Raw genomic sequence first — 21185 nt, 5'->3', positions numbered from 1 at the left:
TTGCCGTAGTCGTAAAATTATTAGTGACTCCAAAATCATTTGTTAATTCACTAAGATGAGCGTGCCACGTTTTTTGCTTTCCGTCATTTTTTAGTCTTTCGTATAGATAATCTTCTAATTGCAATCCATTCGTAATTGATGGATCTTTGTCAAAATACTTAAGAACCATGGCTACACAAGTAACGTTACAAGTGGAATTTGGCTCATATTTATTGTCCCGTTGATTTAAGTAAGGAACGTCTAAAATAATAGTATTAGGATCTGTATTTAAGTTTCCTTTATTGTTATCTGACTCCCAATGATCAGGCCAAAAGTAAAAATCTAAGCTGGCTTTTAAATGCCCTTTTTCTGCTGGTAAATATTCGTCAATCTCTAGAGACTCTCCTTTGTTGACTACTATTTTTTGAGAGGGGGGTAATTCACTAGACTGTTGTGGCTTTAGTTTAATGACTGTACTTTGTTTTGCTGTTACTTTCATTTATTTACACTTGTTGTAAGGTTAATGTTGATTGTTTTATGAAAACTTGACAGTTTTCATACAAAAGAACACAAGAAGGTAAAGTATCATTAAAAACATCTATTAGCTTGTGTTTAGCAGTGATAGGAGAAACTTGATCAGCGTCAACTAAATAATATTTGTTGTTGTTGCCGTCATAAAATCCCCATTTTTTCGCCTGTTTATTCCAATGAAGAATAACATAATACCCTGTTAGTTTTAGGCGTTTAATAAAAGGAACAAATGTAACGGTAAAACCTTGTTTATTCTTAAAAACGCCTTTTTGTTCAGTAGCAAAAAAACATGATTAATTACTCAACGATAATGTTTTTGACATTCGATTACAGTCTTCTCCAGTTAGAATGATGGTCTGTATTGGAAAATTAGGAGTTATCACTAAATATCTGTCTTGATTCACAATAATTCCTTCTGGAAACTCCCAGGTAAAGACATTAGTTAAGTCCGTAGATTGGATAACTGATAAATCGGTTTCTATCAAGTTTCCACCATTTTCTTTTATTGCTAAATTTATTTTTTTGTCTGGTTCGGTTCCTGTTAAATAGACAAAAATAGTTTTTAGTAATAAATCGTCATTAGATTTCAAGAAAAAAGATTGACCTGATTGGATATTAGTTTGTAAATATTCGTAGGTGGTCTTAATTCCTTGGCTATTGAAAACTTCTGACAAATTATCGTTTTTAGCCAACATTGCTAAAGATTGACCGTTAGCAATTGGTAATAAGCTTTTTTTCATGATTATCCTGGTAATAAAGGAATATCTGGCAATCCTGGGATTCTAGGCAATGGTAAGCTACCCCCCAATAATGCTGTTGTAGGAGCTAAAGTAGATCCAACAATTTCAGGGAGAGCTAAAGTAGCTCCGGCGGTTAGAGGTGCGCCCACAATACCTAAAACAACGCTTTGAGCTAACAACGCTGTGTTTTGTGCGCTTTGATTTAAAGCAATGGTTGTCTGTTGAACACTGTTCAACAATTGAGTCTCTCTAATTTCTTCTAAGCGATCAACAATCTCACAATTTCCACACTCCGAAACCTCTGCATAAATGCGTAGAGTACAGTTTCTTGAAGGATTTAACCCGCAATACAGAAAATAAGGAGAAGATGTTACTTCATTGGGCAAATAAATAATATTGGCCGTGTCAGCGTCCTGAAAACTGATTGAATCAAAAATGGTGTGTGGAACATATTTTATCAACTCAGTTCCAATGACAGGAACACGAATATTAACTGACAGACCTATTACTAATCCCTCGCCTTGACTGTCATCTAAAACGGGATCAATGACATGAATTAACAGAAACTTTGGCGAAAGAATGTCATTAGTTATATTTTCTGTTTCTGGACTTAATGTTCCATCAAAAATAACTTGTAATGTCATAGTAAAATTCCTTCGACGGTAGAATCATAACTTTCACCTTGAATCCCAAAAGTAGCAAAATCAAAGTTATCCCGAACTTCTTTGATGATCAAATTGTGATTAAAATCACTTGCACTGTAAGGGTTAATTAAGTTTCTAGTAACCTCTAAATTGTTGGAAATGAAGCAGAAACTAATGTTTCTAGGCACAAAGTTGTTGGGACGTTTAGCTATACTTCGAGGTCTTACATCTTGCTGTACTCTGTCATTAAACAAAGGAGGATAGGGAGTCACTACATTGTTTTTTCCATCTTCTATAATTAGTCTCGTTCTAAGTAGTCGTTGTTTGCTTTGAAAATCATGATCATATTTGATAATAACGTCTTTATACCTTATCCAGTTAGTTTTAGTGCGAGACATTTTTATAGATTTCTAAGATGATATGCTTGAATCCTTTCTCCTGTGTACTCTATTAATTGAATCAAATTATTTTGTCTAGTTTGCTCAAAAAATAGATTAAAATTACCAGAATTAGGAATAAACGGTATGTCGACTTGAACATAAGAATTGCCCGTGATCCACAATCTAGTTGTTCTAAGGTTTGCCAGTTGATAGCAATTAGGAAGATTAAAAGAAGATGTGACTTTTTTGCTATTTGTTAACAGAATAGGTGGCAAATATTGATTATCCTCTGTTTCTGTGGTCAATCTTCTTTGTTGATCTTCTCTATTTATTAAATTGACATAAGATTTGATTGGGTAATTTCTACGCAAATCTGATGTGTAAGCAAGCAAATAAATCACTTTAAGTCAATAATCTGTGAAGTCTAGCGTTACTTTCTCCTTCATATTCGAGACATTGAACAAACAATCTACTAGCCAAAGCTCTACCACAATTTGTTATTTCTGCTGAGGAGTTTTCCGCTACAGGAATAGTAATACTTTGGACTTCTGGAGAATCATTATTTCCAGCATCTTCTGATTGAGTTAGCAAAGTTACCACATATTTTCGGGCATCTCTAGCATTAGCTGCACCACCACAAATCGAAGCATCAATAAGCTCTTTCAAACATCCGTTAATTTGAGTTGATAAGCTAGAATAAGGCGTTTGATCAGCGTCAGTGTCCATTTTAAAAGACAAACTTAATTGGGCCCCAAACACAGCGTCAGATTTATAAGCCCTCATGCTACCAGAAAAGAAAAATCTATTTCGGCCAGCACCCTCTGGGGGCCTTATTGGATTTGCTGTTCCCCCTCCTTCTCTATCTCCTTCAAGTAAATCATCAATAACGTTTCTGTGTTTTTCTCCTTCTAACTTGATACAAATGGGTTGAAAATCTGTGGCCGACAAAATATCCCAGATACATTGAGCTTGAGTAATAATAGCCTCTCGATTAGGAGCAACTACCGTCATTGACGATCCATTGCTTCTATAAAAAATTAATCTTCGATAAGTAATCGATCCTCGTTCAGAGCAAATCACCCCACCGGGTTCTCTGCGTTCTGCCCCAATACACTCTAAAATTGAGTCAATATTCTCATCAGTTAAGTCACTAGGGGGACGTAAACTTAAATTAAAGTTTGCAGTAGCCCCAAAATCAGTGTTGTATAAACTACTGTCTTGTAAACGATAAGGTACACCTTGAACCGCCATAATTAACCTCTAAAACTATTTTTTTGTTATTCAATATTTATTAGACAAAATTCATGTCAAAGGTGTTATCGTTTGACATTAATTTTAGTTGAATAGAAATATTAAATTGTTGATTGCTTACAAACCCTTTTGCAAAAAGGTCATCATTATTAATTCCAGATGTAGGATTAGTTTCTTGAGTTAAAGCAGCCGCCAAAGTAGGAATTGTAGGAGAGTTGATTGATTTTGAAGTAATTGCGCTTTGAACTGTTGCACTACGTAAAGAAGCTGTATCAATAGCCCAAGCAATGATCGACATCCAGAGGCTTCGATTATCTTGTCCTACGTCAGTATTTAGATCAGCAAAAGACGAGCTTCCGTAAGGAGTTAAATCAGCTATAGAAATAGCAACAGAATCAGCCGTAACAGGCGATCCATTAGCTACTTTTTCAACACCTGGAAAAATTTCTGCTAAAGCAAAATCACCCACGCCTGCACTGGTTCCACCCGTGGGAACTGGGAGAGGTGTTACCGCTTGAGAAAATCTAATAAATCTTTGATAAGTGATATTCCATACTGATAAGATTACGTCTTGACTTGTAGTCGCTAGATCATCTAAATCTTTAGTTAGATTTAATCCTAATGTAAAAATGCTGTTATCTGTTAAAGTTTGTGAAGTTTTTTCTAAAAATCCTTGTAAAAATCTAGAGAAAGCTAAATTTTCTGATTGTCCATCAAATTTATCAAAGGTGTTAAAACCTAGAAAATCAGCTACGGGAATAACTAAAGAATCAGCAGTCGTATTTGCACCAGCAGCTAAATATGAAATAGCCATGTTTGTCTCGTTTTTTATGTTGTTACCACTGTATTTAGTCTATTATGGTTTAAAGGTTTTAATAAAAGCTAAAAAGAGCGGACTATATAGTGCGCCCTGTTAGACTAATATAAATAATCTTCTATTTCTTCTGAACAAACCTCATGGACCCACAACCGGCCTTTAACTCTAAAAATAGCTAACCATCCTTTTCTTACAAAAAGCCTTAAGGTACTTCTACCTATAAATCTACGATTCATATAACTTCTTGCTGATTCATAATAAGCTGAGGTAATAGCATTGTTAGCTTTAGCACCATAAGCATATGGAGAATTTGGAAGGGCTTTAACATATCTATTTTGGTGGGCCATAAGTAATTATATGATTAATATCATCAGAGTTTCTTAGTTTCTCGATAATACAAACTTTTCTTAATAATACTCTTTCTCCTGTGTTTTTAATATTAGTTTGTTTATTGCTGTAAGTAGGAAAAGCCGGATTATTTTCTTGTTTGATTGACAATCTTGTTAAAGGTATAATACTATTATAAAATCTAATTGCTTCACTGTTGTTCAAAAACCATCCTCTGTAAATAGGAGTTTTTACGTTGTCTATGTGTAAAAAAGAAAATTGTTCACCGATAATTCTATAAATTCCTTGAAAATATTGATCCCAAACTGTGTTTATATCAATAGGATTAATTAAAGCATCAATAGGCTCAGGCAACTGAGTAAAATTCAATCCTGTTTTAACTTCTTTGTTTTCCCATTTCCAATAAAATAAAATATAATAGCCATAATTTACCCAAATAGCTAAATCAGTAGGTAACAATTGACCGCAATCAATTTCCAGTTCACAAACTTTATTTTGAATATCATACAATTGAGAATTTAAATAATATAATCCACTAGCCAAACTATCAATAGGTTGATTAATTTCTTCCTCTAATTCACAATCCCATAATTTGTAACTATCCTCGATCTCATTTAACTTAGATATATCCTGACTTATTCCATTGATAGAGTTAATTACAACATCAAGCGTTAACGTTACTTGACTAATAATATTTAAAATATTTGTGTCGTCATAATTTTCTAAATTAGAAACAATAAGTAAAATTTGTTGCTGAGTGTTTACTATGGTTTGAGTTAAACTAACTAAAATAGAATCATCGTAACTTTTTATATTATTAATTAAAGATATTAGTTGTTGATACTGAAAAGTTACAACATTAAGTAAATTATCAATTTTATTAACAATTAAATTTTGATCAAAAAACTGAATATTGTTTAAAATACTTATTAATTGTTGATACTGAATAATAATATTATTGTACAAAACATCTAAATTGTTAATAATTAAATCACGACTATTTCTGGTTAAAGTAATATGAAATGATTGATTATTCAAAATAGTGTTAATAGAGCGATTTATGTTATTTATCTGTCTAAAGTCAACCTCTAAATCATTTATTGACAGCTCAATAGATTTTTGATTAAGATTTATTTGCTCAAGATTTTCTAATATTGATATGTTATTTTGATTTACCTCTGTATTGTCGTTAATTTGAAATAAAGTTAAAACATTTTGATCTACGCTGATGATGTAGTTGTAAGTTTGACTTAAATCTTGATAAATACTATTAAGAGTAACAGTTATTTGATTAATAAGATAAGTCTCAAGATTAGTTATTTTATTTTCTATATTATTAATGGTTGACTGGTTTATCGAAATTTGCTCTATTTTTGTTAGCAAATTATTTGTCAAGTCTATTATGGTTTGCTGATTAATTTCTAGATTATCAATCTTTACGTCAATTCCCATAAACAATTCCTCTAAAGATACTGAATCTTCAAAAACCTGATCGCAAATACTAACGTAAACAGTCAGCTGATCATTTTTTAACTCTACAACTACGTTGACTTTTTCTAAGCCTCCGTGGGCATTGTCACCACAAATCAATTCATTTATGTGGTTTTCTAGTCTATTTTCTATGGTTTCGATTCGACTAGACAGATCATCAATTTTTTCTATTAGAGTATTAAAATTATTGGCATACTGATCAAACTCTTCTCTAGTGACGAATAAATTGCAATTGTCCATTGTCTTTAATGAGTATTGATTAACAAATGTAATCAGGTTCGATACAACCTGCGTTTATAGATTCAAGTACACACCCGTTTTTGTCTAAACATAATATTTGATCACCTTTTTGTATTGAGCAAACGGTATTAGGAGGACATTGACTTTTACAATCACAAGAATAAGATATTTTGGGAAATTCATTAGAACAAGATGGAGAACAAAATTTATCTATTAAAGTCCAATTTTTAGGAGTAAATTGAAAACCAAAAATCGGAGGTTCTAGCAAAGGAACTTTTAAGTTTACAACAGAGTTAGGAGAAAACGGCTGAGAACTCCAAATAACAGCACATTTTTTAGTAATTCCATCTTCTACTATTTCTTGCTTTCTCATGGCTCCGTAGGTTATAAACCACAAAGGAATTGTTAAAAATATAGGATCTTGATATTTTTCTCCTTCTTCTATTATAAAAGGTTTTTTGTTGTAAACTTGATTAAAGACTAAATTGTTGTCACAATCATATATTTGCAAGTTCCATTGTTCAATACTTCCACATTCATTAATATCGTCTTCTAATGAGGTTCCGTCCGTTCGTTCCCAATGAGAAAAATTAAAAGAATCAGAATAATAATTATGAACTGATGCTAAATCTTCATTGTTTGTTGTTTCATATAATCTGCTATTTAGAATTCCCTCGTCATTTGGAAAAGGGAAATCAAAATCTATAAATGATTGTACCGATCCTGGTTTTTGATTAGGTGGTTGACTTCTATTTGCGCCGTCTTTCCAGTTTACAACAACTCTAAAAAAGTCATCAATTGTATAAGAAAAATTAGTTATCGGCCCAAATCCGAGCGTCCCTCCTGAAAGCTGAAAGCCTTCTCCCTCAAAACCTGTATTATTATATTCTTTATATCTACTCAAAGCACTAAGATAAACATATCTACCCTTAACAGTTCCTTTTAATCTGTATGCTTTGCCCGAACATTGACCTCCCAAAGGACTACTTAAAGATAATTCGTAACGATCCCCTGCTATTACTTGGACTTGATTATCAGCTAAAATTCTATAGCTTTTAGGGTGAGGAATTTCTATCTTAAAAGTAATTTCTCGTTTTCCTAAACATAAGGCTTTAGTCGTTTCTTCTATTTCTGTAAACATATTTTTTCTTAGTAAGCAAACCAAGTAGTATCTGAAACCTTGACAATTTCTGCTGTTTGTCCTTGTGAAATGTAATCTAATCCATTGCTTGATTGTAATATGTCTCCAGGAGCAGGAAGTCCTTGTAGTTCAAAAGAGTGCGGATTATGAATATAAAATCTATCTCCTATATTTAAACCAACCGTAGATAAAGGCAAAAAACTTATTTGTCCTATAGAAACATTGGGTTCTAAAAGATAATTAAAATCTGATAGTTGCAAATTGTAAATTAAACTACCCTCTTGTATATTTTGATTTAACCGAATATCTCCCCACATTTCATATTGCCAAGCAGTCCAACTGTTCCCACCTCCATTTCTTTGATATTCTATTTTTATATGCTTAAAAAAAGAATCGTAATTTAAATCTAAAATTAACCACCCATGAAATGAGTGAGGCGTTGTAAACTCTATAGGATTTTCCCAGTTGTTTCGGTCATTACTTCCACTGATGATTAACCTATAGTTTGTCCTATTAGAAGCATATAAAGCTATTTGAGATAACTTGATTTCATAATTATTAAGATCAAGAATAAAATCGGGAAAACTTCCTGAAAAAGCATAAGCAAAAGAGCTTAAATTTTTATCAAAAAGATTTTGTAACTCGCCCCAAGTAGGGTAACCAGCAATGACGATTTCTGTATTTAAAGGATTACTATAAGCAATGGTATTTTTATTTGTTCCCAGCCAGTTTATGATTCCGTCAAGATTGTTGGGATCGGTCAAAATCAACGAAACAGACTCAGATTGAATTGTTAAATTTTTTTTCCCCAAGAAAGAACTTCTCTGATTAAATTCAATATTTGACAAATAATTTAAAAAATCTAACCAAGAAAACCTTAAAAGTTGATCTCCTTTAGCAATAAGAAAACTATCGTTGTCTTCTAAGTCTTGAATTTGCGAAATATTAGACAGAAATCGATCAGCCATCAATAATATCCTCTAATCTTAATAATGGTAAATTATTAGAAAAAAAGAACTCAACCAAATAATTGGTGTCGACTTTAATGTTTTCAGCTTCGTTTACAGCTAAATAGTTGACAAAAGCTTGACAAAAATCAACAGGATTGCTAGGAAAATTTAAAGCATCTAAGTTGATCAAAACATTATTGTCGTTAATTTCTACTAATGATAAACTTTTATTTGTAGTTGACTCAAATATTGTCGTAAATTTCCATTGATAACCCAAAACAATAGAGTCAAAAGTTGCTCTTTTTCCTAATGTGATACAATCTATGTGAGCATAAACTTGTGAATAATCACTAACAACAAAATATTGGTTGTCTTTTAACAAAATGTCGTTTTCATCGACAATTAAGTAGGACAAAAAAGTCCGTCTTAAGCATTCATGAATTACAATCAACCAATCGGTAACGGTTAACGGAATTCCTAAAACCATTCTTAGCAAATCAGCTTTTGCAAGTATGATCTTATCGTTTTCTATCGCAAATGAAGTAAACAAAGCATCATAGGTTAAATCTAAAGTCATTACTACAGAACGTTGTCAATATCTATAAAGGAAGTGGGATCGGGCGCATAAACAGCAACGTTAAAAGGATAAGAAATCTGCCTAACTCCATTTCTTAAGACAAAGTTCTTACTGGCGTTAGGATCGTTTGTAATATAAATTCCATTTGTCTCGTCTGTGTTTGAACTTGGTTGATTTTGTCGTATTAATTTAAGTTGACCGGCAAAGGATTGAGCTGCTTTTGAATTGATGTTTTCTGATGTAATAGTAGAAACATCATCAAACCCGGTTCCGTCTGTTATATCACCGTTATTGTCTGAGTTCTGAAAATCTTTTAAGTGAATTATAATCAAAGGATCGGTCGGATCTGCTGCACTAAATTCTGCGCTACTTCCGTAAATATCTGTTAAGTCAAGAACCATGTTAAACCCATGCGCTACTACTTCAAAATAGCTCTCACATAAGAAGAAACACACAGAAGTTAACATATTTTTATAAGTAAAATCATCTTAAAAGCTTCTCTTTTTAGGCTCAATATTAGGCTAACTTGTTAAAAAGTGTGTGAAGTTGACTGTATAGTTAGCTTCTAGCTATAATAACAGAGGTCTGAAAATCCTCGTGTCGGCGGTTCAAGTCCGCCTCCTGGCATTTAATTATCATCAGTATAACCCACGATTCGTAAGGGTTTCAAGGACTCAAGGGAGGAGTTTATTTCCTTGGGTCTTTAAATTTGTGGGTATTTTTAGTTAAATCTCAACATCCTCCATTGAATTAGAAACAACCTCAAATTTAACCTCCATACCTGCCTTACTCAACATCAGTAATAACTTATCCACACTAAAACGCTTAATATCCCCATTCATCAAACAACTAATTCTCGGTTGAGTCTCATCAAAAAAACTGGCTGCATCTTTTTGCGTCCAACCCTTAGCCTTAATAAAAGAACGTAACGTTAACATCAAATCAGCCCGAATTTTCAGATTAACCGCCTCATCCTCAGAAAAACCTAAATCTGCAAAAATATTATCCTGAGCTAGAGTAACATTAATGCTTTGAGAAGATTGAGAAATAGTCATATTAACCCCTATAAATTTTCCCTAAATTTCATCATTTGCTGATAACGTTGCTTACCTAAATTAATATCCTGCCGAGATGTTTTTTGTGATTTCTTACTAAAAGCATGGAGAACATAAACCGCCTCCAAAAATCTAGCCACATAAAAAACACGATAAGTCTCCCCTGTCCAAATCCGAATTTCTTCGACTCCCTTACCAATGGTTGGCATAGGCTTAAAATCATTCGGTTTCTCTCCCCTTTGAATAGCACGAAGCTGAAAACCTGCTTTTTTCCTTACATCTTCAGGAAAATCACAAATATCATCCTTAGAAGAGCCAATCCAGTAGATTGGTTTATCTGGCATTATATTAGTCAAACTATCAGATTATACCTAATTTAGTATATCTTAATTCTACTGTCAACTGCACAACATCCCCCCAACACTTTTGTTTTGATTACTGATCTAAAGTTCAGATTATAATCTTTAATTAAAATCTTTTAAAATTATGACCACCACAGAAACCCAACTAAATATAATCATTAATCCTGACAAGTTAGAAAGATTGAAAAACAAAGTCAAGGATGAGGGAAAAACTATCGATGACGTAATTAACGAGTTAATTGATGTTTATCTCGCTGATAGTAACCCAGACAGTTTAAATAATGCGATCGCCAATCATCCCACGATTCAATCAATGAAAAATGACATTGATAACCTGGGTAGTTATTTAGATGGATTAACGAGAGCGATTCAGGATATCAAAGCAGAGCAACTTTCATCAATTAATAATGAATAATTACTTCGTTTCACTTAATTGATAATAAATCCCCCAAATCGCCATAGCCCTCAAATAATGACCCGCACGGAAGGTTCCCACTGCTGTTATTGCTTCAGGCGTGCGAAACTGTAAGCCATTTTCATACACTTGTTTAACCACGGCTTCAGTTAATTTTAAAGCTTCATCTTTCATCCCCATTTGTATTAGGAAAGAGGCTAAACCGAAATTAATTCCCGTCCATACTTCTTGGGGATGGGTTGAGTTAGGATCTTCTGGGGTTCCATCTGGTTTCATGCCATTGGCGGCCCCATATTTTCCGTTTTGAAACTTTAAGAAACAAGCTTCATAAACTTTCTTTAAAGCTGATAGAGCATATTCATGTTCAACGACATTAGGCAACCCTAATAAACGGGCATAAAATTGACCCGATAATTGATCTGCCATCACCACATCGGAATCACTTTCACTATCTAATTTATAATATTCTCCATTCCATAAAGTGCTGTGATAAACTGAGCGAGATTGTTGTAACCAATTGTGATATTTATCCAGTTCTTTTTCAATGGATTCGGGATAATTTTCAGGTGATAATTGTGGATTATTAGGAGGATTTTCTAATAAGATTTCTCCGATTTTTATAGCAGCTTCTAAAGCAGCGATCCATAACGCCCCACAATAAGCACTCATTCCCCTCAATTCCCAGTCATCAAATGTCTGATCCGGTGCGCCAGAATTTTCGGGAATACCATCATTATCTAAATCAAATGCTTTAAGATAGTTTAATGTTTCTGGAACGGCTTCCCAACATTCCCAAAGAAAGTCAATATCCTCTGCACCAGTTAACAGAAAATCTCGATACAGTTGTAGGACAAAATCGCTACCTAAATCCTTCCAAAGATTACAATCTTGATAGCTGGTATAATTAGTTTTTTCCCAAGGATGTTCATTGGGCGCACCTAAATCATGGGGGGTTGCTCCCTTGACTTTTCGTAACCCTTCGGCCTGATTATAACCAATAATCCTAATGGTATCATCACTACTAGGAATTGCCCGTGCAAAGGCTTCTATAACTGCTTTTTCTAAGCGCGGCCATAACATCAATAACCCGAATGATCCATATAATCTTACGTCTAAGCTTTCATACCAACGATAATCCATCGATTCTAAGACCCCAAATTGTCCGATGGGATCAGTCTCAGAGGCTGCTGTCCAAAGGGTTCCCCCGTCGGTTAATAAGTACAATTCATTAAACAAAGCCATCTTAAACCAGTCGGGAAAATCCTTCTGTTTTAAGATAGAATTGTGCCATTCTTCTACTCTATCTCGCCACACATCAGAATGTTTTAAAGCCGTTCTTACCATTGCCCAACCATTTTGACCATTGCGACCAAAAAAGTCAGTATAGCGACGATAATATTGAATCCCTTGGGCAAATTCTGTGATGGGTAAATCCCAGGCTAAAATGAAGGGAATTTTTTTAACTCTTCCTGGTTTAATCGTGAATCGGATCGCCATAGCGGCTGCAATTTGTTCGCCAGGTTCGGCCGGGGTTTCATCTTCTTGATCTGGCAATGAACCATTCATGGCAAAATAGTCCCAAACCTCAGAACCATCCCCATTCGGATTCCATTTTCCCAGATAAAAAACCTCGACACTGGGATTAGTCACACTGGCGATACAGATTTGTCCTTCTCCCTCTTGCACTTGTTCATGGGGTTGTAATCTATTGAGAATAAAACCCACCCGAAAATTATCTTGTATCCACTGATTAAAATTGCCGGTACTATGACCCCATCTCGGTTGATATTCATACTCTGGACTACCGTCGTCTCTAACCGTAATTTCAGGGGATTTAATGGCATTGGTAAACCAACCGACAATATTTTGCCAAGTCAGCATAATACTGAGGGTAATGGGTTTATCAGTGGGGTTTTTTATGGTCCATTCAAAGACCCCAATAGGATAACTGGTTTCTTGATAGTTATTAGGAATAATAGGAGAAAATTGCTCACAATAAATCTCTGCTTGAAATACCCCTTCATACTGATACCAACTACAGGGATAAAGGGCCGAATAGGTTCCTTTTTCTTGGGGATACCAAGCCCATCGAGATAGGGTATTATCTTCTGGGGCTTCCGTAGACAAAGCATAAGCTTGTGCTGTGCCATCTTCTAACTGTTCAAAAATACTAAATTGACAAGATGGGATACTTTTAAAAATGTGTTCCCCCCCATCCAAATGCCAAAGGTTAAAATCACCCCGAGGCGATCGCCCAATACAACCGGACCCGAACCCACCGAGAGGCATTCCGTGCCAGGGACCGTCATCTAAGTTACTCGCATAGCGTACTGTATAGGGATTATTCCATCCTTGACCGATAGGACGTTTCCAAGCGCAAGAAGGGATGTTTGGGAGGGAAAATAAAGTCTTCATGGGATCATATTTTAGAACAGGAAGGTCATTCGGAACAGTAATAAAAATAAACCCGATCTAAGAAGGGGTGGGTAAGCTTTCTAAATAACGAAGAAATTCTAATAATTCCTCATCTGATAACACTTGACGCGATCGCTTTCCATAGGTTTTGATTAAATATTCTCGACCTTGTTCGGTTGTCCATTTTAATCGTTTTAATTCTGCATTGGAACGGGCAATAATTTCGGAAAAATCAAGTTCCTCTTCTTCTACCATCGGGGGATTTTCATCAATTTGGGGTTCTTCAAGGGGTTCAACGGTAGCTTCTTGACTATCTTCTGTTTCTATTTCTTCTGTTTTGGTTGATGGAGGAGTGACAGGAATAGGTAACGGTTTTTCTTCAATTTCTGGTTCAATGGGTGATGTTTTTTTATTGTTTGATGGGGTCTTAGCTTGTTTTTTAGAGGAGTTAGTTGAGGTTTCAGGGGTTGTTTTAGGGGAGGGGGGCGTTTCTGTTTCTATCTCTTTCGGTTCTTCTGTCTTAGCCACTTTAGCAACCGGTTCAATGGGTTTTTCTGGGGGAGGTGATGTCACTTCAACTTTGGGTTTGGGTTGAGGGGTTTCTTGAGGCACAGGGGATGGTTGAGAAGTGATTTTTTCTGATCTTTCAGGGGCTTTATCATCGAGTTCAAGACTTTTTAATGCTCTTTCTCTGGCTCGATCTTCGGCTGTTTCAATGTTATGATCTGCGGCTAATCCTGTCCCTAAGGTTATCCCCTTATTTTGTAATAATACCCTGACAATATATTGACCATGATCGATAGTGACTAACTCGCTCACTAAACTTCCTTCAGGATAATGTTTTCGGAATTGGCTTAACATAATCAATGCCTCTTTCTTCCCAATTTTGTTTTAGTTATATTGTACTATTGTAACAGAAATTATCCTAAATTTTAAGGAACCGAGGCCATAGCCTCGGCAAAAATAATAGATAGTTTTAGGTTAGTTATGAGTGACCCTTTAAGTATTTAGCAATTCTTTTAACTTTTCTGTTGCTAAACGGGGACCATAACAAGTAACAATCTGAGAAGAAGCACGAGAAGCCAAATCACCAGCTTGAGCATAACTCATGCCGTGGGTTAATCCATATAAAAAAGCTCCAGCATACATATCTCCTGCGCCCACAGTATCAATCGCTTGAACTGGATAAGGGGTAATTTCTATCAATTCTTGACCATCGAACACCACTGATCCGGCTGAACCTCTAGTAATGGCAAACCCCTTAGACAACTTTTTGAAATAGGCGATCGCCTCAGAGAAATCTTCCGTATCTGCCATTTTTAGGGCTTCTGATTCATTAGCAAAAATAAAATCTGTATTCGAGCCAATGATTTCTAATAATCCCTCTTTAAAGAAGTCCACCATATTGGGATCAGAGAGAGAAAATGTAATTTTGACCCCCGAATTTTCAGCAATTTCCCTAGCTTTGATCGCTGCAGCTTTACCAGTTGGAGAGGGAACTAAATAACCTTCCATGTAAAGGTATTCAGAATCAGCAATTGCCTCTGGAACTAATTCCGCTTCTGATAAACTGCCACTAATTCCTAAGAAAGTGTTCATGGTGCGATCAGCATCAGGAGTGACCATTACTAAGCATTTTCCGGTGCTTCCTCCGACTTCTTTTTCATCATGAACATTGGTATCTAAACCACAGTTTTGTAAGTCTTCTAAATAGAAAAATCCCGCTTCATCTTTAGCCACTTTACAAGAGTAAAAACCCTTCGCCCCAAATTGACTTAAAGCAACCATGGTATTAGCAGCAGAACCCCCACCACTTTGTTTACAAAGATTACCATTAAATTTGGCAATAATGTCTCCTTGACGGACTTCATCCACCAACGTCATTACCCCTTTATCAATGTTTAATTCTTGTAATAATTCTGGAGTGACTTGAAACTCCATATCAACTAAAGCATTACCGACACCGTAAACGTGATACTTTCTACCCATGAAAATTTTCTAGCTGTGCTTGTGATCTTCACGATAATATAACAATTGTTTAGGTTTAGACAATTTACAACAGTTAACGATGCGCTAACCTAGACTTATAGTGTCTGTGGGGTTTATCATTAAAAGAAATGGTTGAACCATAAGGAAAAGTCAATCCATTGATATTCCTTAACCCCTTATTTAATGCCGTCCGAAAACCCCTTTAATGGAAACTCAAGCAATTGTCGAGCTATTCCCCCTGTTTAGTGTAGCGAATCCCGAAACCTTAGAATGGATACTGTCTGTGGTCGATGAAGAAAATTATGGTCAGTATGAAGAAATTATAAAAGAAAATGACTGGGGAAAGGCGGTTTACTTTATCGTGTCGGGTTGGGTTAAAATTCGTTCCCGTTATAACCATCAAGAAACAGTGTTAGAAATTCTGGGTAAAGGAGATTTCTTCGGAGAAATGGAGGTTTTGGACGAATCTCTTAAGGGTATAGACGTGATTGCCCTTTCTGATGTTCAATTACTCAGTATTTCAGCCCAACGTTTTTTACAAATGCTGTTTAAAGACCCCCAAGTTCATCATAAAATGTTGCAACTCAGTGTTAAGCGATTTCGTCATCTGTATCGTCGTTTTCAATTACATCAACAAACCCCGAAAATTAAACTCATTAAAACTTTAATTAAATTGGCAGAAGCTTATGGTAAATTGAGTGAGGAAGGGGCAGAAATTTTACAAATTCCTGCTCAAGATTTGGCAGACATTGCTGATATTTCTCTCGATGACTGTCAACAGATTATGACTCAATTACAACATCAAGGTTGTCTAGAAAGTGATCATTCTCGCCAGATTTTATTATTAACGAATCTTAAACAGTTAAATCATTTTGCTAAACAAATTTAATAATGACTAAATCAACGATTACTGAGAGTAAAAAACTCAATTATCCTGCACCCAGTTTAACTTATTTTGTGAAAATGCCCCATCCTAATTCCCATTTATTTGAGGTGGGTTTACAGATTGAATACTGGTCAAATCCTATCCTTGATTTAAAAATGCCAGTGTGGACACCGGGGTCTTATTTAGTGAGAGAATATGCTAGACATATTCAAGATTTTAAAGCCATTTCTAAAGATAAGCAAACCAAGCTACTCAGTCAAAAAGTGAGTAAAAATCATTGGCAAGTAGAAACCAAAGAAGTGGACAATCTTTTAATTACCTATCGCGTTTATGCCAATGAATTAACCGTCAGAACGAACCATTTAGACGATACTCATGGTTATTTTAATGGGGCTGCTTTATTTTATTATATTCCAGGGTTAGAAGCGACCCCCATCACCGTCGAAATTATTCCCCCCAATTCAACTTGGAAAGTTAGCACAGCTTTACCAGCAATTCCTGAAAAAGTCAACCAATTTTATGCCAAAGATTTCGACACCTTGGTAGATAGTCCTTTTGAAATTGGTAACCATGGCATTTATTCTTTTGAAGTATTAGGAAAACCCCATCAATATGCCATTTGGGGAACCGGTAATATTCAACCGAAGAAAGTGATAGAAGACACCAAAAAAATTATAGAAACAGAAGCTAAATTATTCAACGGATTACCCTACGACGATTATTTATTTATCCTTCATCTAACCCAAAATAATTTTGGAGGATTAGAACACAAAAATTCCTGTTCATTAATCTATTCTCGTTTTTATTTTAGAGATACAGATAAATATAACCGTTTTCTACAATTAGTTGCCCATGAATTCTTTCATTTATGGAATATAAAACGCATTCGTCCAAAAGCATTAGAAACCTTTGATTACGAACAAGAAAATTATACCCCTTCCTTATGGTTTTCTGAAGGAACCACCAGTTATTATGATATGGTAATTCCCATGAGAGCCGGAATTTATAATGCTCAAAAGTTCTTAGAAATTTTAGGTAAAGAAATAACTCGCTTTTTAAGCATTCCAGGCCGTAAAGTTCAACCCCTCAGTGAGTCTAGTTTTGACGCTTGGATTAAACTCTATCGACGAGATAATAATAGTGATAACTGTCAAATTTCCTATTATTTAAAAGGTGAATTAGTTTCCCTGCTGTTAGACTTATTGATTCGAGCTAAACATGAAAATAAACGCTCTTTAGATAACGTTATGGTTCAGATGTGGGAACAATTCGGAAAATCCGAAACTGGGTTTACCCCCCATCAACTTCAACGAGTGATCGAATCGGTCGCGGATATGGACTTACAAAGCTTTTTTAACCTATACGTTGATAGCACAGAAGAATTACCCTTTAATAAGTATTTAAACCCCTTCGGTCTCCAACTGAAAGCCATTATGGACGACGATAGTGTTCCCCACTTAGGGATTAAAGTTCAATCAGAAAATAACAAGCAAATCATTAAATTTGTTGAAAAAGGATCACCCGCTTTTGTGGAAGGAATTGACCCCGAAGATGAATTATTAGCCATTAATGGTATTCGCGTAACCGCCGATGACTTAAATCAACGTCTCAAAGATCATCAAGCTGATGAAATTGTCTCAGTCACCGTATTTCATCAAGACGAATTAAAAACCTTTTCCGTTACCTTAGGAAAGCCTCAACCGAGTCGATATGAAGTGGTTCAAATTGATAACCCATCACCCCGACAACAAGAAAATTTAAAGGGTTGGTTAGGAAAGATTTAAGACAGTAAAAAAGTCAAACTCTATAAGGGGAGCTTTCGGGGTAATCTATAAGGTATAGCAGTTCAAGTCTGGGTATTTAAGCAAGGTTGGTTCTGCAATTTTAGGTAAAAATACCTTCATGAATCCCTCACTTTTGCTACTACTCATCACAATTAAAGAGATTAAAACTGATAATGGCTCATCCTCTATACGTTGCATTTATTTGGCATCAACATCAACCTTTGTATAAATCCCGTGAAGCAATTGATGATCCTAATGGACAGTATCGTATGCCCTGGGCCCGCTTACACGGTATCAAAGATTATTTAGACCTAATTCTTGTTTTAGAAGAGTTTCCTAAGCTACATCAAACCGTTAACCTCGTTCCTTCTTTAATTCTACAACTAGAAGATTATAGCCAAGGAACCGCCCTCGATCGCTACATGGCCCTCACCTTAACCTCTGCTATTGATCTAACAGACGAAGACAAAGGATTTATTTTTGACCACTTTTTTGATGCTCACCATCGCACCTTAATTGATCCCTATTATCGCTATTCTGAATTGAATTTACAGAAGCATGATAAGGGCCGAGACTGGTGTATGGAAAATTGGACTGTCCATGACTATAGCGATCTTTTAGCTTGGCATAACTTAGCCTGGATCGATCCCATTTTTAGAGAAAAAGATCCCGAAATTGCAGCCTGGTTTGAAAAAGGGAAAGGCTTTTCTTTAAGCGATCGCCAAAAAATCATCGCCAAACACCGGGAAATTATCGGTCAAATTATCCCCCAACACAAAAAAATGCAGGATTCGGGGCAGTTAGAATTAATGACAACCCCCTACACTCACCCCATTCTGCCGTTACTGGCCGATACCGATTCGGGACGGGTGGCCATTCCTGAGATGCAGTTACCGGAAAAACGGTTCCAATATCCTCAAGATATTCCCCTCCATCTCCGCAAAGCCAAAGAAATGTATCGCGATCGCTTTGGCTGCGAACCCAAAGGACTCTGGCCCTCAGAACAGTCCGTTAGCCCTGCTATTTTACCCTATGTTGCCCAAGAAAAGTTTAATTGGTTATGTTCCGATGAGTCCGTCTTAGGGTGGAGTGTGGAACATTATTTCTATCGCGACGAAACCGGGAACGTTTGTGATCCCCATCGGATGTATCTCCCCTACCGTCTTAAAACAGACTACGGAGACTTAGCCATTGTCTTCAGGGATCACCGTTTATCCGATTTAATTGGCTTTAGTTATAGTGGCATGGAACCCCGTCATGCGGCCTCTGATTTCCTGGGCCATTTACAAGCCATTTCTCGATCTTTAGTTGAACGTCAAGAAAGCGAAGAAACCACCCTCGAAGATCCCTGGTTAGTCACCATTGCCTTAGATGGGGAAAACTGTTGGGAATATTATCCCGATGATGGGTTACACTTCCTTAGAGCCTTATATTCTCAATTGAGTGAAATTGATGATATTCAATTAGTCACCGTTTCTGAGTTTCTCGAAAAATTCCCCCCCAAAGCCGAAATTCCGGCCCACAAGTTACACAGTGGGTCCTGGGTTGATGGTAGCTTTAGCACTTGGATCGGTGATCCGGTGAAAAATAAAGCCTGGGATCTCTTAACCGAGGCCCGGGACATGATGGAGAAACACCCTGAAGCCACCGAAAAAAGTAACCCTGAAGCCTGGGAAGCCTTATATGCGGCCGAAGGTTCGGACTGGTGTTGGTGGTTCGGAGAAGGGCATTCTTCAAGTCATGGGGCCCTATTTGATGAACTCTACCGCGAACATTTACGGGGGGTTTATTCGGCCTTAGGGGAACCCATTCCTAAAAATTTATACGAACCCCTAGACGATCATACCAAGAAAGGCGATCGCGCCCCAGAAGGGTTTATTCAACCCGTGATCAATGGTTATCCCGACGAAGAAGACTGGGAAAAAGCCGGACGCATCGAAATCGGCGGATCAACCGGAACCATGCACAAAGCTAGTACAGTGCAACGGATCTATTATGGTACGGATCACATGAATTTGTATCTACGGTTTGATGTGAAAATGGGGACGCAACCGGGCAGAGATTTACCCAATGAGTTACATTTACTCTGGTACTATGCCGATACGGATGTGTTTACCAGTACGGCACCGTTAGCGGAGGTTCCTGATGAAGCCCCAGTTAACTATACATTCCATCATCATGTCGGTATTAATTTAGTGACTCAGTCGGCTTGGTTACAGCAAGCTTGGCATAGTAATGATTGGCATCCGAAAAACCATCGCATTGAGGTGGCGTTTAATCAATGTTTAGAAATTGCCATTCCCTGGGGTGATTTACACAAAGAACCGGATGCTTGGTTACATTTAGTGGCTGTATTTGCTGATCACGGTAAGTTCCGCAGCTTTTTACCAGAAAACAAATTCGTCGAGTTGAAAGTTCCTTAAATCTTCAATAAATTGGTAGGGACAATTAAAATTAATTGTCTCTACTGATTCGATTGAACTTAAACACGGTTGATTATGATTGATCTTTACTATTGGACCACCCCTAACGGCCATAAAATTACTATTTTTTTAGAAGAAGCCCAACTCGACTATGACATTAAATTAATTAATATCGCTAAAGGCGAACAATTTGCCCCTGAATTTTTAGAAATTTCTCCTAATAATCGTATTCCTGCTATTGTCGATCATGCGCCACAAGATGGGGATCAGCCCCTTAGTATTTTTGAATCGGGGGCAATCTTATATTATTTAGCCAAGAAAACTCAACAATTTTTGCCCACAGATATACGGGGTGAAATGGACGTTATGCAATGGTTATTTTGGCAAATGGGAGGACTTGGCCCCATGTTAGGTCAAAATCATCATTTTAGTCAGTATGCTCCCGAAAAAGTCCCCTATGCCATTCATCGATATGTTAAAGAAACTGAACGACTTTATGGGGTATTAGATGACCAGTTGAAAGATAGAGAATATATAGCCACAGACTATTCTATTGCAGACATGGCCGTTTATCCTTGGATAGTACCCCATCAACAACAACAGCAAAATTTAGAAGATTTTCCGAATCTTAAAAGATGGTTTGAAACCATACAAAATCGTTCGGCTGTTCAAAAAGCTTATGAAATAGCGAAAAACTTAAAAACAGAAGCCACCATGACAGAAGACTCTAAAAAAATATTATTTAATCAAGGAAGACGATGATTAAT

The 21185-nt window shown here is 36.2% G+C and carries 22 protein-coding genes; 5 read left to right on the top strand and 17 right to left on the bottom strand.

Annotated features, from left to right (window positions below; genetic code table 11):
- The 14 genes from C4E06_RS01715 to C4E06_RS01640 form a co-directional block, all read right to left on the bottom strand.
- Positions 1 to 478: C39 family peptidase (locus C4E06_RS01715; RefSeq protein WP_198648215.1), on the bottom strand; the 478-nt coding region annotated here is incomplete at its 3' end.
- A 325-nt stretch (positions 479 to 803) separates the two neighbouring features.
- Positions 804 to 1250 carry a hypothetical protein gene (locus C4E06_RS01710; protein ID WP_107666498.1) on the bottom strand — a complete coding sequence of 149 codons (447 nt, stop codon included), beginning with the start codon at positions 1248 to 1250 and terminating at the stop codon, positions 804 to 806.
- A 2-nt stretch (positions 1251 to 1252) separates the two neighbouring features.
- A complete protein-coding gene (locus C4E06_RS01705; protein WP_107666497.1) occupies positions 1253 to 1894 on the bottom strand; it encodes a hypothetical protein in 642 nt (213 codons plus the stop codon).
- Positions 1891 to 2292 (bottom strand): hypothetical protein, encoded by a 402-nt coding sequence (locus C4E06_RS01700; protein WP_107666496.1) that lies wholly within the window; start codon positions 2290 to 2292, stop codon positions 1891 to 1893. Before C4E06_RS01700 ends, C4E06_RS01705 begins: the two co-directional genes overlap by 4 nt.
- A gap of 384 nt (positions 2293 to 2676) precedes the next feature.
- Entirely contained in the window at positions 2677 to 3525 is an 849-nt protein-coding gene (locus C4E06_RS01690) for a hypothetical protein (protein WP_107666494.1), read from the bottom strand.
- A 40-nt stretch (positions 3526 to 3565) separates the two neighbouring features.
- Entirely contained in the window at positions 3566 to 4339 is a 774-nt protein-coding gene (locus C4E06_RS01685) for a hypothetical protein (RefSeq protein ID WP_107666493.1), read from the bottom strand.
- 104 nt (positions 4340 to 4443) lie between these two features.
- Complete coding sequence (locus C4E06_RS01680; RefSeq protein ID WP_107666492.1) at positions 4444 to 4689, bottom strand: hypothetical protein; 246 nt, start codon at positions 4687 to 4689, stop codon at positions 4444 to 4446.
- The gene (locus tag C4E06_RS01675; protein WP_107666491.1) at positions 4673 to 6421 is read right to left on the bottom strand and encodes a hypothetical protein; all 1749 of its coding nucleotides are present in this window, start codon (positions 6419 to 6421) and stop codon (positions 4673 to 4675) included. The genes C4E06_RS01680 and C4E06_RS01675 overlap by 17 nt, the downstream gene beginning before the upstream one ends.
- 19 nt (positions 6422 to 6440) lie before the next feature.
- Positions 6441 to 7562: a hypothetical protein gene (locus C4E06_RS01670; RefSeq protein ID WP_107666490.1), complete on the bottom strand. Its 1122-nt coding sequence runs from the start codon at positions 7560 to 7562 to the stop codon at positions 6441 to 6443.
- 8 nt (positions 7563 to 7570) lie between these two features.
- Complete coding sequence (locus C4E06_RS01665) at positions 7571 to 8530, bottom strand: hypothetical protein (protein WP_107666489.1); 960 nt, start codon at positions 8528 to 8530, stop codon at positions 7571 to 7573.
- Positions 8523 to 9089 carry a hypothetical protein gene (locus tag C4E06_RS01660; RefSeq protein WP_107666488.1) on the bottom strand — a complete coding sequence of 189 codons (567 nt, stop codon included), beginning with the start codon at positions 9087 to 9089 and terminating at the stop codon, positions 8523 to 8525. The genes C4E06_RS01665 and C4E06_RS01660 overlap by 8 nt, the downstream gene beginning before the upstream one ends.
- 2 nt (positions 9090 to 9091) lie before the next feature.
- Complete coding sequence (locus C4E06_RS01655) at positions 9092 to 9556, bottom strand: hypothetical protein (protein WP_107666487.1); 465 nt, start codon at positions 9554 to 9556, stop codon at positions 9092 to 9094.
- A gap of 258 nt (positions 9557 to 9814) precedes the next feature.
- Entirely contained in the window at positions 9815 to 10144 is a 330-nt protein-coding gene (locus C4E06_RS01645) for a helix-turn-helix domain-containing protein (protein WP_107666486.1), read from the bottom strand.
- Between the two features lie 8 nt (positions 10145 to 10152).
- Complete coding sequence (locus tag C4E06_RS01640; protein WP_107666485.1) at positions 10153 to 10488, bottom strand: type II toxin-antitoxin system RelE/ParE family toxin; 336 nt, start codon at positions 10486 to 10488, stop codon at positions 10153 to 10155.
- A 142-nt stretch (positions 10489 to 10630) separates the two neighbouring features.
- On the opposite strand from C4E06_RS01640, the gene C4E06_RS01635 reads away from it, so the two are divergent.
- Positions 10631 to 10921, top strand: coding sequence for a hypothetical protein (locus C4E06_RS01635; RefSeq protein ID WP_107666484.1), 291 nt, complete (start codon positions 10631 to 10633; stop codon positions 10919 to 10921).
- Here the strand turns inward: C4E06_RS01635 and C4E06_RS01630 are convergent, their stop codons facing one another.
- From C4E06_RS01630 to C4E06_RS01620, 3 genes are all read right to left on the bottom strand, one after another.
- Entirely contained in the window at positions 10922 to 13336 is a 2415-nt protein-coding gene (locus C4E06_RS01630; protein WP_107666483.1) for a GH116 family glycosyl hydrolase, read from the bottom strand.
- A 57-nt stretch (positions 13337 to 13393) separates the two neighbouring features.
- Positions 13394 to 14197, bottom strand: coding sequence for a hypothetical protein (locus C4E06_RS01625; RefSeq protein WP_107666482.1), 804 nt, complete (start codon positions 14195 to 14197; stop codon positions 13394 to 13396).
- Between the two features lie 138 nt (positions 14198 to 14335).
- On the bottom strand, positions 14336 to 15325 hold the full coding sequence (locus tag C4E06_RS01620) for an adenosine kinase (protein ID WP_107666481.1): 990 nt from the start codon (positions 15323 to 15325) through the stop codon (positions 14336 to 14338).
- A 205-nt stretch (positions 15326 to 15530) separates the two neighbouring features.
- Here C4E06_RS01620 and C4E06_RS01615 point away from each other — a divergent pair, with 205 nt between their 5' ends.
- The 4 genes from C4E06_RS01615 to C4E06_RS01600 all read left to right on the top strand — a co-directional run bounded on the left by C4E06_RS01615 (position 15531) and on the right by C4E06_RS01600 (position 21180).
- Positions 15531 to 16214 carry a Crp/Fnr family transcriptional regulator gene (locus C4E06_RS01615; RefSeq protein ID WP_107666480.1) on the top strand — a complete coding sequence of 228 codons (684 nt, stop codon included), beginning with the start codon at positions 15531 to 15533 and terminating at the stop codon, positions 16212 to 16214.
- A gap of 2 nt (positions 16215 to 16216) precedes the next feature.
- Entirely contained in the window at positions 16217 to 17995 is a 1779-nt protein-coding gene (locus C4E06_RS01610) for a M61 family metallopeptidase (protein WP_107666479.1), read from the top strand.
- Between the two features lie 173 nt (positions 17996 to 18168).
- A complete protein-coding gene (locus C4E06_RS01605) occupies positions 18169 to 20418 on the top strand; it encodes a glycoside hydrolase (RefSeq protein WP_107666478.1) in 2250 nt (749 codons plus the stop codon).
- Between the two features lie 75 nt (positions 20419 to 20493).
- Positions 20494 to 21180, top strand: a complete 687-nt coding sequence (locus C4E06_RS01600; protein ID WP_107666477.1) for a glutathione binding-like protein — start codon at positions 20494 to 20496, stop codon at positions 21178 to 21180.
- The last annotated feature ends 5 nt before the right edge of the window (positions 21181 to 21185 follow it).

The organism is Cyanothece sp. BG0011, assembly GCF_003013815.1.
Lineage (GTDB): Bacteria > Cyanobacteriota > Cyanobacteriia > Cyanobacteriales > Microcystaceae > Crocosphaera.
The sequence above is the reverse complement of the archived record's forward strand: the minus strand, read 5'-3'. Positions and strand labels throughout refer to the sequence as shown.